The 12,319-nt window shown below is 67.2% G+C and carries 16 protein-coding genes; 12 read left to right on the top strand and 4 right to left on the bottom strand.

Annotated elements, in window-relative coordinates; all coding sequences use genetic code 11:
- Positions 1–26 precede the first annotated feature (26 nt).
- On the bottom strand, positions 27–785 hold the full coding sequence (locus tag B2742_RS12980) for a glutaredoxin family protein (RefSeq protein ID WP_292066992.1): 759 nt from the start codon (positions 783–785) through the stop codon (positions 27–29).
- Positions 786–854: 69 nt separating this feature from the next.
- Here B2742_RS12980 and B2742_RS12975 point away from each other — a divergent pair, with 69 nt between their 5' ends.
- From B2742_RS12975 to B2742_RS12935, 9 genes are all read left to right on the top strand, one after another.
- Positions 855–1,244: a MerR family DNA-binding protein gene (locus B2742_RS12975; RefSeq protein ID WP_292066990.1), complete on the top strand. Its 390-nt coding sequence runs from the start codon at positions 855–857 to the stop codon at positions 1,242–1,244.
- A 63-nt stretch (positions 1,245–1,307) separates the two neighbouring features.
- A complete protein-coding gene (locus B2742_RS12970; RefSeq protein ID WP_292066989.1) occupies positions 1,308–2,234 on the top strand; it encodes an NAD(P)H-dependent flavin oxidoreductase in 927 nt (308 codons plus the stop codon).
- 29 nt (positions 2,235–2,263) lie between these two features.
- A complete protein-coding gene (locus tag B2742_RS12965) occupies positions 2,264–2,962 on the top strand; it encodes a TorF family putative porin (protein ID WP_292066987.1) in 699 nt (232 codons plus the stop codon).
- A 51-nt stretch (positions 2,963–3,013) separates the two neighbouring features.
- Positions 3,014–3,226: a hypothetical protein gene (locus tag B2742_RS12960; protein ID WP_292066986.1), complete on the top strand. Its 213-nt coding sequence runs from the start codon at positions 3,014–3,016 to the stop codon at positions 3,224–3,226.
- A gap of 182 nt (positions 3,227–3,408) precedes the next feature.
- Positions 3,409–3,621, top strand: a complete 213-nt coding sequence (locus B2742_RS12955) for a cold-shock protein (RefSeq protein ID WP_055828888.1) — start codon at positions 3,409–3,411, stop codon at positions 3,619–3,621.
- Between the two features lie 215 nt (positions 3,622–3,836).
- On the top strand, positions 3,837–4,433 hold the full coding sequence (locus B2742_RS12950; protein WP_292067205.1) for a fasciclin domain-containing protein: 597 nt from the start codon (positions 3,837–3,839) through the stop codon (positions 4,431–4,433).
- Between the two features lie 224 nt (positions 4,434–4,657).
- Positions 4,658–4,870 carry a cold-shock protein gene (locus B2742_RS12945; protein ID WP_055828885.1) on the top strand — a complete coding sequence of 71 codons (213 nt, stop codon included), beginning with the start codon at positions 4,658–4,660 and terminating at the stop codon, positions 4,868–4,870.
- Between the two features lie 100 nt (positions 4,871–4,970).
- Positions 4,971–5,237, top strand: coding sequence for a hypothetical protein (locus B2742_RS12940; RefSeq protein ID WP_292066984.1), 267 nt, complete (start codon positions 4,971–4,973; stop codon positions 5,235–5,237).
- Between the two features lie 79 nt (positions 5,238–5,316).
- Positions 5,317–5,835 carry a hypothetical protein gene (locus B2742_RS12935; protein ID WP_292066981.1) on the top strand — a complete coding sequence of 173 codons (519 nt, stop codon included), beginning with the start codon at positions 5,317–5,319 and terminating at the stop codon, positions 5,833–5,835.
- On the opposite strand, the gene B2742_RS12930 is transcribed toward B2742_RS12935, so the two are convergent.
- The 3 genes from B2742_RS12930 to B2742_RS12920 are packed head-to-tail and all read right to left on the bottom strand — an operon-like array spanning position 5,836 to position 9,177.
- Positions 5,836–6,999, bottom strand: coding sequence for a cystathionine gamma-synthase (locus B2742_RS12930; protein WP_292066979.1), 1,164 nt, complete (start codon positions 6,997–6,999; stop codon positions 5,836–5,838).
- A 7-nt stretch (positions 7,000–7,006) separates the two neighbouring features.
- Entirely contained in the window at positions 7,007–7,777 is a 771-nt protein-coding gene (locus B2742_RS12925) for a dienelactone hydrolase family protein (RefSeq protein WP_292066977.1), read from the bottom strand.
- Positions 7,774–9,177: a cystathionine beta-synthase gene (locus tag B2742_RS12920; RefSeq protein ID WP_292066974.1), complete on the bottom strand. Its 1,404-nt coding sequence runs from the start codon at positions 9,175–9,177 to the stop codon at positions 7,774–7,776. The genes B2742_RS12925 and B2742_RS12920 overlap by 4 nt, the downstream gene beginning before the upstream one ends.
- Positions 9,178–9,292: 115 nt before the next feature.
- On the opposite strand from B2742_RS12920, the gene B2742_RS12915 reads away from it, so the two are divergent.
- From B2742_RS12915 to rnr, 3 genes are read left to right on the top strand one after another with little or no spacing between them, the layout of a single operon-like run.
- Positions 9,293–9,559: a type II toxin-antitoxin system Phd/YefM family antitoxin gene (locus B2742_RS12915; protein ID WP_292066973.1), complete on the top strand. Its 267-nt coding sequence runs from the start codon at positions 9,293–9,295 to the stop codon at positions 9,557–9,559.
- A complete protein-coding gene (locus tag B2742_RS12910) occupies positions 9,559–10,005 on the top strand; it encodes a type II toxin-antitoxin system VapC family toxin (protein WP_292066971.1) in 447 nt (148 codons plus the stop codon). The genes B2742_RS12915 and B2742_RS12910 overlap by 1 nt, the downstream gene beginning before the upstream one ends.
- A complete protein-coding gene (gene rnr / locus B2742_RS12905; protein ID WP_292066969.1) occupies positions 10,006–12,312 on the top strand; it encodes a ribonuclease R in 2,307 nt (768 codons plus the stop codon).
- Positions 12,313–12,319: the final 7 nt, after the last annotated feature.

Genomic DNA, 12,319 nt, shown 5'->3' with positions numbered 1-12,319 from the left:
CGCTCTAGCGCGGACCGCTATCGCCGTCACCCATGCGCAGGCCACATGGCCAGCATCCAGACCGCCATGGCCACCATCATCAGGTTCTCGGTCAGCGACACGAACCCCAGCGGGACCTTGCTGGCGCCCCCGACGCAGGCGCATTTCAGCTCGCGCTTGTCGAGATAGACCGCCTTGAATACCGAGACCGCGCCGATCCCGCCGATCACCAGCGCAACGGGCGCGGACAGCCAGGTCAATGCCCCGGCCACCATCAGCACCCCGGCTCCCAGCTCCGCGAACGGGTAGACGTAGCCATAGGGAACCCAGCGACGCGCCAGCAGGTCGTAGTTGAGGAACATGCTGGAGAAGGACTCAATATCCTGCAGCTTCAGCATCGCCAGAACCACCATGCTGAACCCGATGAACCATTCCAGCGTGCGAAGATGGACGATCGTCCCCATCGTCGCCCAGGTCGCTGCCGCCGCGAGCAGGGCCGTCGCCGCAAACACCGCGATCACCGGACCATAGCTGGTCGTGTCCGGCTCGCGCACTCTCAGGCCCAGGAAGCGGCGCAGGTCGTCGTAGCCTCCGATCCGCCGGCCGTTGATGAAGGTCTGGGGCGTCGTCGCGACCCCATGTTCGACCTTGAAGGCGTCGACGGCCTCGCGGGTCTCCAGCCAGCGGTCCTCGACCTGATAACCCTTGGCCTTCAGCAGGTGCCGGGCCTTCAGCCCGTAGGGGCAGGTGTGGGCCGGCATCACCATCCGGTACAGGATGGCCGTCTTTTGAGTTTCGGAATCCATCGCATCTCTCCTTGTTGTGGAACACATGCGACCCTTTATGAGGTCCGTACCATGGTACGGAGTCAAGCGATGAAGACATCGACGATCGGCGGCCTCGCACTCGCGGGCGGCGTGGGGGTGGAGACGGTGCGCTACTATCAACGGCGCGGCCTGCTGCCGACGCCGGCCGCCGCGGACGGCGTGCGCCGCTACGCCATGGAAGACTTGCGACGCCTGCGCTTCATCCGCTCGGCCCAGGGCGCCGGCTTCACCCTCGACCAGATCGGAGACCTCCTCGCCCTCGATGCGGCCGACGACCGTGCCCGCGCGCGGGACCTGGCGAGGCAGCGCATCGTGGCTCTGGAGGCTCGGATCGCAGAACTGAAGACGGCGCGAAACGCCCTGTCACGGCTCGCCGACGCCTGCGCTTCGGGGGGCTCGGGCCCCTGCCCGATCTTGTCGGCCTTCGAGGACGCCTGATCGGATTTGCCTTCCCCCGCGACACCCCGCTATCCGTAGCCAAAGACAACCCGGGGACACGCCATGGCCATTCCGACTTCGCTGCAACACGGTCTGAAGCTGCCGGTCATCGCCGCGCCCATGTTCCTGGTGTCCGGGCCGGACCTGGTGGTCGAGTGCTGCAACGCCGGGATCATCGGCACCTTCCCGTCGCTGAACCAGCGCACCACCGAGGGCTATCGGGAGTGGCTGCACGAGATCAAGGGTCGCCTGAACCCGGACGCCGCCGCCTTCGGCGTCAACCATATCGTCCACCCGACCAATCCCCGGCTGATGGCCGACATGATGGTCTCGGTCGAGGAGAAGGTCCCGCTGATCATCACCTCGCTCGGCGCGGTGCGTGACGTGGTCGAGGCGGTGCACAGCTATGGCGGCGTGGTCTTCCACGACATCGCCAATGTCCGGCATGCCCGCAAGGCGGCCGAGGCGGGCGTCGACGGCCTGATCCTGGTCGCCAACGGCGCCGGCGGCCACGCCGGCGTGGTCAACCCCTTCGCCTTGGTCGAGGAGGTCCGCTCCTTCTACGACGGCACCATCGTCCTGTCCGGCTGCCTGTCGACCGGCGGCGACGTGGCCGCGGCCCTGATGATGGGCGCCGACTTCGCCTATATGGGCACCCGCTTCATCTCGACGACGGAATCGATGGCCCAGGCCGAGTACAAGCAGATGATCGTCGAGGCCGGCGCCTCCGACATCACCTACACCCCCGCCGTCTCGGGCATCCCGGCCAATTTCCTGACCCCGTCGCTGATCGCCAATGGCATCGACCCGAAATCCCTGCCCGAGCACAAGCTCGACATGGCCGACGAGGCCAAGGCCTGGAAGACGGTCTGGTCGGCCGGCCAGGGCTCGGGCGCGGTCCATGACGTCCTGCCCGTGGCGGCGCTGGTCGCGCGCCTGCACGAGGAACATTCGCAAGCCTGTGACAAATTCGACAAGAAGCGGCTCTAGACCGCCCTCGTTCAAACGAGGCGACTCACATGCTCCGCACCCTGACGACCGCCGTCGCGGCGACCACCCTCCTGGCCTTCGCCGTTCCGGCCGCCGCCCAGGAGGCGCCCGCGGGCAGCTGGGCCTTCGCCGTCGGCGCCGGCACGGACAACCGCTCCAAGGGCGCGTCCAAGTCCGACGGCGACGCCTATGTCTGGGGCGAGGCCGAATGGGAGAGCGCTTCCGGCCTGATCTACGGCGGCGCCGGGTTCCAGACGATCAAGAGCTCCAGCGGGTCTGATCTCGAGCTGGAAGCCGGCTTCGGTGTGCGGCCCGAGCTCGCGGGCTTCGACCTTGACCTGAACGCCACCTACAAGTCGCAGATCGACGCCGTCTCCGGCTACGACGATACCGCCTGGGAGCTGACCGCCGACGTCAAACGCTCGATCGGGCCGGCCAGCGGGCGCGTCCGCTTCCAGTATTCGCCCGACGGCATGGGCGGAACCGAGGCCTGGACCTGGGTCGAGGCCCGTGTTGGCTGGGACTTCACCAACAAGCTCGAAGGCACGGCCGCGATCGGCCGCCGCGAGCAGGACAACAGCCTCGACTACACGGCCTGGAACGCGGGCTTCACCTACGCCCTCACCAACAATATCGACGCCGACCTGCGCTATTACGCCACCGACGCCGACGTGCCGGGCGAGCAATATGCCGACAGTCTGGTGGCCGGGATCAGCCTGGCTTTCTGATCCTTCGACAGGGACCCTCGCAATTCGCGCCGGGGTCCCTATCTAGGACGAATGAGCAGCCATCGACCGACGACCCTCGAACGCGCCTACGAACTGGCGCGCGGCGGAGGCTGCCGCACCGTCGGCGAGATCAAACAGGCCCTCCAGGCCGAAGGTTTCGAGCGGATCCAGGATTCCCTGTATGGGCCGACCCTGACGGCCGCCCTGCGCAAGCTCTGCCAGGAACACTATGTCGCCGCGCCCGAGGGCGAAGCGGCCGAATAGCCGGGCCACAATCACGCCGGACGCCTGTCTTGATTTTGGCGCGCCGCCAGTCCAAAAGCGTTTTGTCGAGCTCTCTGCGAAACGCCACCCTCTGCTTTCGCACTGAGGTCTAGCCGCTCCATTCAGACCCGACAGGCCGCAGGGGCTTTTCCCTGGGGCCAACGCTAGCGGAGGTCCTGAAAATGGCTACCGGCACTGTAAAATGGTTCAACTCCACCAAGGGCTACGGCTTCATCCAGCCTGACGACGGCGGCAAGGACGTGTTCGTCCACATCTCGGCCGTCGAACAAGCGGGCCTGCGCGGCCTCGATGAAAACCAGAAGGTTTCCTACGAAATCGAGCGCGACAAGCGTTCGGGCAAGGAATCGGCTGGTCAGCTGAAGACCGAAGGCTGAGTTCACGCGTCGGGGCTTACCGACGCATGATTTCGACGGCGGCGAGGGCGAAGGCCTTCGCCGCCGTTTTGCTGTCCGGTCGCCCGCGCAACGCGAAACCTACGTCCCGGATGCAGGCCGTGGCCAGAGGCCGCAGGGCCGCATCCGGGACCCGGCCGCCGCCGTCCTTCCGTCCGAGCCGTAACGACGGCCGCTCAGGAGAGACCTCGATGACCATGACCCCCACCCGCGCCGCCCTTCTCGCCGCCATCGCCGGCAGCGCCCTGCTGACCGCCGCCTGTTCTTCCATGGGCGGCACGGACGCGATGGGCGCCGGCCCTGAAGCCCAGGCCACTGTGATGGTCGGCGGCGCGGCCATGTATCCGAACCGCACGATCGTCGAGAACGCCGTGAACTCGCGCGACCACACCACCCTGGTCGCCGCCGTCACCGCCGCCGGCCTGGTCGAGACCCTGTCGGGCCCCGGCCCCTTCACCGTCTTCGCCCCGACCAACGCCGCCTTCGCCAAACTGCCCGCGGGGACGGTCGAAACCCTGGTCCAGCCGTCGAACAAGGCGACCCTGACCAGGATCCTGACGTATCACGTGGTGCCGGGCCGGGTCAGCGCGGCCGACCTGATGGCGCAGATCCGCGCGGGCGGCGGACAGGCGCGTCTGACCACCGTTGAGGGCGGCGTTCTCACCGCCTCGCTGCGCGGCGGTTCCGTGATCCTCACGGACGAAAAGGGCGGCGTCGCCACCGTGACCCAGGCCGACGTGTTCCAGTCGAACGGGGTGATCCACGTCACCGACACCGTCTCCATGCCCAACTGACGAAGGCCCGGCGGAGCTCGCTTTCGCGGGCTCCGCCCCCGCCCTCCGGAATCACTGCGCTTGCTATTGCCGGGCAAAGCGCCCATCTGAGGCTTCGTCGATCTCACTGCGAAACGCTGCTGCCCCTTTGCATCGCGCACCGAGGTCCAAAGCCGATCCCATTCAGACCCGACAGGCCGATCCGGAACCTCTTCCGGCGGTCAACGCCTAACGGAGGTCTCAAAATGGCTACCGGCACTGTAAAATGGTACAACTCCACCAAGGGCTATGGCTTCATCGCCCCTGACGACGGCGGCAAGGACGTGTTCGTCCACGCTTCGGCCGTTGAAACGTCCGACCTGGGCACGCTCAACGAAAATCAGAAGATTTCCTACGAAGTCGAACGCGACTCGCGTTCGGGCAAGGAATCGGCCGGTCGCCTCAAGGCCGCCGAATAGTTTCCGACAAGCGACCCTGCTGGAGTTAACTCCGGCTGACGGAAGGGCCGGCCGCCGAACAGGCGCCGGCCCGACTGTTTTTCAACTCCAGGAGATGCCGATGACCCCGCTGGCCGAAAAGCTCCCGACCATGACCGACCCCGACCTGAAGGCCCTGCGCCTCAATGCGGTCCGTCTGTCGGAAAGCGGCTCCCCGACCAAGATGGCCACCGCCGCCGAACTGGTCCCCCTCATCGACGACGAAATCGCCAAACGCGCCGCGGACAAGACGACCACCGCCGTCAAGAAGCCCCGCGCTCCGGCCAAGAAGAAGGTCGTCCCCGCGACCGGCCACCAGACCGCGCTGCCGGACAGCAAGGCCGCCTGAACCGCCTTCCCTTCCCCGGCCGGCCCTGCGAGGATCGTCACTGGCGATCAGAGCGGATTGCCGGGGATAGAGGCCGAACATGATTGCGATGATGCTGGCCGCGCTGGCCATGGCCGCGCCCGCCGATCCGAACCCCCTTGCTCCCGCCCGCGACGGACGGGTCCAGTGCTACTCGCCCGATGTCGAACGGCGGGTCTGCCGCGCCATCGGCGCATACCGGTTTGAGCCGGACGGCCGGATCATTAACGACGCCGAGAACATGCTCAGCACTGATCCGCTGGTGATCCTGTACGCAACCAGCGAGGTCTACATCAAGGACAACGCCGAGTGTTCGTTGGGTGCCTTCGAAGAAGGCCACGTCCAGGCGATCGAAGTGAACGGCGTAGCGCTGGAAGGCGAGCAGTTCGCCTCGGCGCGGTCCATGGTCGCTGACAGCATGCGTGAGGCGATCGGGTCGGGCGAATACTGCTCGACTTACCACCCCAAGCCCGATGGCTCACTCCGCGCCCTCGTCACTGTTGACGGAATGCCTCGCACCGATGCTGAAGATACCATCCGGTGGGTCCGGCGCGAGGATGGCTGGCGGGTCGCCCCCTGATCAGGCCAACGCCTGATCCAGATCCGCGATCAGGTCCTCGACCTCCTCGACCCCGACCGACAGCCGGATCAGGTTCTCGGTCACCCCGCCGGCCTCGCGCACCTCTTTCGGCACCGAGGCGTGGGTCATGATGGCGGGGTGGTTGACCAGGCTTTCGACGCCGCCCAGCGATTCCGCCAGCGTAAAGACCTGAACCCGCTCCAGCACCCGTTTGGTCCGCTCCAGATCGCCGTCGATCAGGGCGGTGACCATGCCGCCGTATCGGCCGTTCATCTGGCGCGACGCCAGGTCGTGCTGCGGATGGCTGATCAGGCCGGGATAGATCACCCTGGCGATCCCCTTCCGCTCCTCCAGCCAGCGCGCCACGGCCAGGGCGTTCTCATTGTGCGCCTTCATGCGCAGGCCCAGCGTCTTCAGGCCCCGGTTGGCCAGGAAGGCGTCGAACGGCCCCATCACCCCGCCGACCGAGTTCTGGAGAAACTTGATCTCCTTCGCGAGGTCCGGGTTCGCCGTCACCAACGCCCCGCCGATGATGTCTGAGTGGCCGTTCAGGTATTTGGTCGCCGAATGCATGACCACATCGGCGCCCAGCTTCAGCGGCTGCTGGCTCCACGGGGTGGCGAAGGTGTTGTCGACGATCAGCAGCAGGCCATGGGCCCTGGCGATCTTCGACAGGCCGGCGATATCGGCCAGCTTCATCAGCGGATTGGTCGGGGTCTCGGCCCAGATCAGCTTCGTCTTCGGCGTGATCGCCGCCTCGACGGCCGCAAGGTCGGCCATGTCGACATAGGCGAAGTCCAGCCCCATCGAGCGCCGCCGCACCCGCTCGAACAGCCGCCACGAGCCGCCGTACAGGTCGTCGCCGGTGACGATGTGCGATCCGGCATCCAGCAGCTCCAGCGCCGTCGAGGTCGCCGCCATGCCCGAGGCGAAGCCGAAACCGTGCGTCCCGCCCTCAAGATCCGCCAGACAGGCCTCGAACGCCTCGCGCGTCGGGTTCTTGCCGCGGGCATATTCATAGCCCTTGTTCACGCCCGGGCTTTCCTGGGCGTAGGTCGAGGTGGCGTAGATCGGGGTCATGACCGCGCCCGTGGTCGGGTCCGGCCGCTGGCCGGCGTGGATGGCGCGGGTCGAGAAGCCCTGACTGTTCTTCAGCGATGCCATGCCGGGTTCAGCTGGCCGCCGGCAGCAGGTGCCGGTCGAAGAAGGTCCGCGTGTGCTGGAACACCTCACACCAGGTGGGCGGGTCGAAGAAATGCTTGGCCGTGTCGAGCGCTTCCACCGAGACCGGAACGTCGCGCGCGCGGAGCGTGTCCGCCCATTCATTCACCGCGGTAATCGGTACGACGGGGTCCTGGTCGCCGCCGATCAGCAGGACCGGCGACGGATGCCGGCCGTTGCCCAGCCGCCCGCCCCGACCGCCCGCGCCCACGGCGACGACGGCCCGCGCGGGGCCGTCCTCCAGCGTGCTGTCCACTGCCAGAAAGCCACCCAGGGAGTAGCCCCAGATGCCGACCCGGTCCGGCGAGACGCCGGGCAGCGCCCCGGCGAAGGCGACGGCGTCGTCGGCGACCTGGCGCCAGCGCTCCGTGATCAGCGGGCTTTCGCGGAAGCTGCGGTTGGAGGCGCTGTAATAGTTCGGCAGGACCACGTGATAGCCGCGCGAGGCCAGCTGGTAGGCCTGGGTCTCGTAGCGCGGCAGGTCGGAATGCAGTCCTCCGGCGCCATGAAGGATGACGATCGCGGCGCCATTGGCGGGGCCGGTCGGCCGGACGACCAGGGTCTCGATCGGACGCCGGCGCGTCTGGAAGCTGGAGACCTCGACGGTGGCCGCGGGCGCGATGTCCGTCGCGCAGATCGCGGGCTCGACCGTCTGCCCATGGGCGATGTCGACGGCGGACAGGGCAAGCAGGGACGCCAGACAGGCGGCGCGAAGAATCATCGGTTCAGGCTCAAATGGTTGATGAGATCGACCCGAGCGATTAGGCCGACAAACGCATCGCCGTCCAGTACGATCGCCACCCGGTCGCGGTCGAACAGCGGGATCAGGGCGTCCAGGGATTCAGAGACCTGCACGGTGTCGAGGTCCCGGGTCATGGCCGACGACACCGGCTTGGCGAACCGTTCCTTGCGGGTGATCTCGTCGGTGTTCATCACATGCACCAGATCGCTCTCGTCCAGAATGCCGACCAGACGACCGTCCTGGATGATCGGAAGCTGCGAGACATCGGCCCCGCGCATGCGTTTGAACGCCGTGTCCAGGGTGTCGTCCGGTCCAGCTGTGATCACGTCGCCCCTCGCGTATTTGCGCGAGATCAGGTCGGACAGGTCGCCGTGCAGCGGCTGATCGCCCAGTCCCTGATCGGCCAGCCAGGCGTCGTTATAGACCTTGGACAGGTATTTGGCCCCGGTGTCGCAGACGAAGGTCACGACCCGTTTCGGTTCGGTCTGCTCGCGGCACCAGCGCAGGGCGGCCGCGATCAGGGTGCCGGACGACGAGCCGGCCAGCACGCCCTCCTTCAGCAGCAATTCGCGAACAGTGGCGATCGCCTCCGCGTCGGGGATGGAATAGGCGCGGTCGATCAGGCTCATGTCGGCGGTGTCGGGCACGAAATTCTGGCCGATGCCCTCGACGGTGTAGCTGCCCTCGGGACCGGGCACGCCGTCGTTGACGATCCCGGCCAAGGTCGAGCCCACCGGATCGGCCAGGATGATCTCGGCCGTCGAGCCGACGCTCTTCAGATAACGGGCGATGCCCGTGATCGTCCCGCCCGAGCCGATACCGGCGACGAAGGCGTCGAGGTCGCCCCCCATCTGCTCGTAAATCTCCGGCCCCGTAGTCTGGAAATGCGCCAGCGAGTTGGCGTCGTTGGCGAACTGGTTGACGTAGAATCCGCCCGGGATCTGCTGCGCCAGCCGCTCGGCCATGTCGGTGTAATATTCGGGATGCCCGTGCGGCACATCCGAACGCGTCAGGCGAACATCGGCCCCCATCGCTCTGAGATGCTGGATTTTTTCTTTGGACATCTTGTCCGGAATGACTAGCAGCACCTTATAGCCCTTGGCCTGACCCACCAGCGTCAGCGCCAGACCCGTATTGCCGGCCGTCGCCTCGACGATGGTCCCGCCGGGCTTCAGAAACCCCTCCGCCTCGGCCGCCGCGATCATCGACAGGGCGATGCGGTCCTTGATCGACCCGCCCGGGTTCTGCGCCTCCAGCTTGAGGAACAGACGGCATGGGCCGGTGTCGATCTTCGTCACCTCCACCATCGGCGTCTTGCCGATCAGGTCCAGCAGCGAGCTGGTCGGACCGGACAGGGCGGGGGCGGCGGTGAGGGACATGCAGAAACTCCGGGTGCGTTCGCGCCGGAAGCTAGGCGCGGGGCGACCGACGAACAACCCGGCTGGCGAAGCCGTGAGAGAATGGCTACATTTATGGCCATAACAGGAGGCTGCCTTGGCCCACTACGGCGTCGCCGAAGCGAAGAACAAATTCACCCACCTGCTGGAGCGGGTCGAGGACGGCGAACGCATCATCATCACCCGCCACGGCAAGGTGATCGCCGAGATCGTGAAAGCGGCTCCGGAACCCCGCCGGCGACCGGCGGCCCCTGAGGAGATTGACCGGCTGCTGGAAGACCTTCGCACCATGCGCGAGAGCCTGCCGCCTGCTGACAGACCGTCGGTCGATCTCATTCGGGAAATGCGGGATGAAGGCCCCTGATGGCGATCTACCTCGACGCCAACGTGATCGCCGCCCTTCTCCTCAGTGAACCGACCTCGCCGCATGTCGCCGACATACTGCGGCGCGAGGAGGAATTCGTCATCGGCGACTTCACCTCAGCCGAAGTTGCCGCCGTAATCTCGAGACGCGTTCGCATGGCCGTGGATTCGAATGCCCAGGCCACGTCCCGACTCGAAGGGCTCGATCGCCTCAAGGCCTGGGCAGGGGCCGCCGAGCCGCTCGAGAGCGAGGACATCCGTCTCGCCGAACGGCTTGTACGCATCTTCGATCTCAAGCTCCGGGCGCCAGACGCGATCCACGCAGCCCTGTGTCTCCGGCGCCGTTATGCTCTTGCGACGTTTGACCGGGGCCTCGCCCAGGCGGCCCGCGCCCTCGGGGTGGCCTGCATCAATCCCGCCGAAACGATCGGCGAACAGAAGAACTGAATGACAAAGAACCCCAAAAGGCCGCCCGCCGGCCTCCCCGACGAAGCCACCCTGATCGCCTTCCTGCGCGAAGCCGGATCAGCCGAAAAAACCGATATCGCCCGCCACTTCGGCCTCAAGGGCGGCGAGCGCCGCGCCCTGCGCGAAATGATCCGCGCCCTTGAGGACGCCGGCAAGCTCGGCAAGCGCGGCCGCAAGGGCTTTTCCGAAGTCGGCGCCCTGCCCCCGGTCGGCGTCGCCGATGTGGTCGAGCGCGACCTCGACGGCGAACTCTATGTCCGTCTGGTCGAGGCCTCGGCCGACGCCCCGCGCGCCCTGCTGATCCCCGACAACGGCGGCAAGGCCGGCCCCGCCCCCGGCATGGGCGACCGCGTCCTGGTCAAATTCGCCCGCGGCGAGGACGGCTGGGAAGCCCGGCTGATCAAGCGGCTCGACGCCGGCGCCAACAAGGTGCTGGGCGTCATCCGCAAGTCCAACAAGGAGGTCCGGGTCGAGCCCGTCGACCGCAAGTCCAAGGACGTGCTGCTGGTCCCCCACGCCCAGGCCGAGGGCCTGCGCGACGGCGACTTGGTGCTGGCCGCCATCGAAAAGGGCGACCAGCGCTACGGGCCGAAACGCGGGAAGATTCTCGAGAAGATCGGCCACGAGGGCGACGCCCGCGCCGCCTCCCTGATCGCCATCGCCGCCCACAACGTCCCGATGGGCTTCTCGGAACTGGTCGAGAAGGAAGCGGAAGATCAGGAACTGCCCTCGCTGAAGGGCCGCGAGGACCTGCGCGACCTGCCCCTGATCACCATCGATCCCGCCGACGCCCGCGATCACGACGACGCCGTCTATGCGATGCGCGACGAGGATCCGAAGAACGCCGACGGCTGGATCGTCTGGGTCGCCATCGCCGACGTCGCCGCCTACGTCCGCCCCAACACCAATCTCGACCGCGAGGCGCGCGACAAGGGCAACTCCACCTACTTCCCTGACCGCGTCGAGCCGATGCTGCCCGAGCGCCTGTCCAACGGCCTGTGCAGCCTCAAGGAAGGCGAGAACCGCGCCTGCATGGCCGTGCGCATGGTCTTCGACAGGGACGGCCGAAAGACCGGGCACAAATTCATGCGCGGCCTGATGCGGTCGCACGCCAAGCTGTCCTACGAACAGGCCCAGTCCGCCATCGACGGCCAGACCGATGACACGACCGGCCCGATCATGGCCGCCATCCTTGAGCCGCTGTGGGCCGCCTACCGCACCATGCTGAAGGGCCGGCTGAAGCGCAGCCCGCTGGCCATCGAAAGCCCTGAACGCCGCATCCGCATGAACGACCAGGGCCAGATCATCTCGATCGAGCCCCGCGTCAGCCTCGAGGCCCACCGGCTGATCGAGGAGATGATGATCCAGGCCAACGTCTGCGCCGCCGAGACCCTGGAGCAGAAGAAGACGCCCCTGCTCTACCGCGTCCACGACGCGCCCAGCCAGGAGAAGCTGTTCAACCTCGGCGACTTCCTCCAGACCATCGGCAAGCCGTGGACCAAGGGCGAGCCGGCGACGACGAAACGCTTCAACAAACTGCTGGATGAGACCCGCGGCGGCGACCACGCCGAGGTCGTCAACGAGGTCGTTCTGCGCAGCCAGATGCAGGCCATCTATTCGGCCGAGAACGTCGGCCATTTCGGCCTCAACCTCGACCGCTACGCCCACTTCACCTCGCCGATCCGGCGCTACTCCGACCTGATCGTCCACCGCGGCCTGATCCGTGCCCTGGGCCTCGGCAAGGACGGCCTGACCGACCGCGAGGTCGCCGAACTGCCTGCTATCGCCGAACAGGTGACCATGACCGAGCGCCGCTCCATGGCCGCCGAACGCGCCGCCATGGACCGCTACATGGCCGCCTTCCTGCAGGAGCGGGTCGGCGCGACCTTCCCCGGCCGCATCACCGGCGTCACCCGGTTCGGCCTGTTCGTCCGGCTGGATGAAACGGGCGCCGACGGCCTGGTCCCTGTGTCGACCCTCGGGACCGAGTATTTCAGCCACGACGACAAGTCCCACGCCCTGGTCGGCGAGCGCAGCGGCGCGCGCTGGACCCTGGGCCGGACGGTCGAGGTCCGGCTCAAGGAGGCCACCCCGATCACCGGCGGCCTGGTCTTCGAAATGCTCTCCGACCCGGCGCCGCGCGATCCCAACGCCCCGGCGCCCCGGCTGGGCCAGCGCGCCCGCGGCCCCGGCGGCGGCGGCTTCCCGAAACGCGGCGCCGGACGCCCGGGCGGGCCAAAGCCGTCCGGCGGTCTGAAGGGCGTGCGCAAGGGCAAGCGGCGCTGACAGCAGG

This window comes from Brevundimonas sp. UBA7664 (genome assembly GCF_002483305.1).
GTDB lineage: Bacteria > Pseudomonadota > Alphaproteobacteria > Caulobacterales > Caulobacteraceae > Brevundimonas.
Note: the sequence above shows the minus strand (reverse complement) of the source record. Positions and strands in the feature narration are given on the sequence as shown.

Excerpts from the sequence above, each read along its gene's own strand:
- B2742_RS12980 (WP_292066992.1), bottom strand. The coding sequence starts at position 785 with ATGGATTCCGAAACTCAAAAGACGGCCATCCTGTACCGGATGGTGATG.
- B2742_RS12975 (WP_292066990.1), top strand. The coding sequence starts at position 855 with ATGAAGACATCGACGATCGGCGGCCTCGCACTCGCGGGCGGCGTGGGG.
- B2742_RS12970 (WP_292066989.1), top strand. The coding sequence starts at position 1,308 with ATGGCCATTCCGACTTCGCTGCAACACGGTCTGAAGCTGCCGGTCATC.
- B2742_RS12965 (WP_292066987.1), top strand. The coding sequence starts at position 2,264 with ATGCTCCGCACCCTGACGACCGCCGTCGCGGCGACCACCCTCCTGGCC.
- B2742_RS12960 (WP_292066986.1), top strand. The coding sequence starts at position 3,014 with ATGAGCAGCCATCGACCGACGACCCTCGAACGCGCCTACGAACTGGCG.
- B2742_RS12955 (WP_055828888.1), top strand. The coding sequence starts at position 3,409 with ATGGCTACCGGCACTGTAAAATGGTTCAACTCCACCAAGGGCTACGGC.
- B2742_RS12950 (WP_292067205.1), top strand. The coding sequence starts at position 3,837 with ATGACCCCCACCCGCGCCGCCCTTCTCGCCGCCATCGCCGGCAGCGCC.
- B2742_RS12945 (WP_055828885.1), top strand. The coding sequence starts at position 4,658 with ATGGCTACCGGCACTGTAAAATGGTACAACTCCACCAAGGGCTATGGC.
- B2742_RS12940 (WP_292066984.1), top strand. The coding sequence starts at position 4,971 with ATGACCCCGCTGGCCGAAAAGCTCCCGACCATGACCGACCCCGACCTG.
- B2742_RS12935 (WP_292066981.1), top strand. The coding sequence starts at position 5,317 with ATGATTGCGATGATGCTGGCCGCGCTGGCCATGGCCGCGCCCGCCGAT.
- B2742_RS12930 (WP_292066979.1), bottom strand. The coding sequence starts at position 6,999 with ATGGCATCGCTGAAGAACAGTCAGGGCTTCTCGACCCGCGCCATCCAC.
- B2742_RS12925 (WP_292066977.1), bottom strand. The coding sequence starts at position 7,777 with ATGATTCTTCGCGCCGCCTGTCTGGCGTCCCTGCTTGCCCTGTCCGCC.
- B2742_RS12920 (WP_292066974.1), bottom strand. The coding sequence starts at position 9,177 with ATGTCCCTCACCGCCGCCCCCGCCCTGTCCGGTCCGACCAGCTCGCTG.
- B2742_RS12910 (WP_292066971.1), top strand. The coding sequence starts at position 9,559 with ATGGCGATCTACCTCGACGCCAACGTGATCGCCGCCCTTCTCCTCAGT.
- rnr (WP_292066969.1), top strand. The coding sequence starts at position 10,006 with ATGACAAAGAACCCCAAAAGGCCGCCCGCCGGCCTCCCCGACGAAGCC.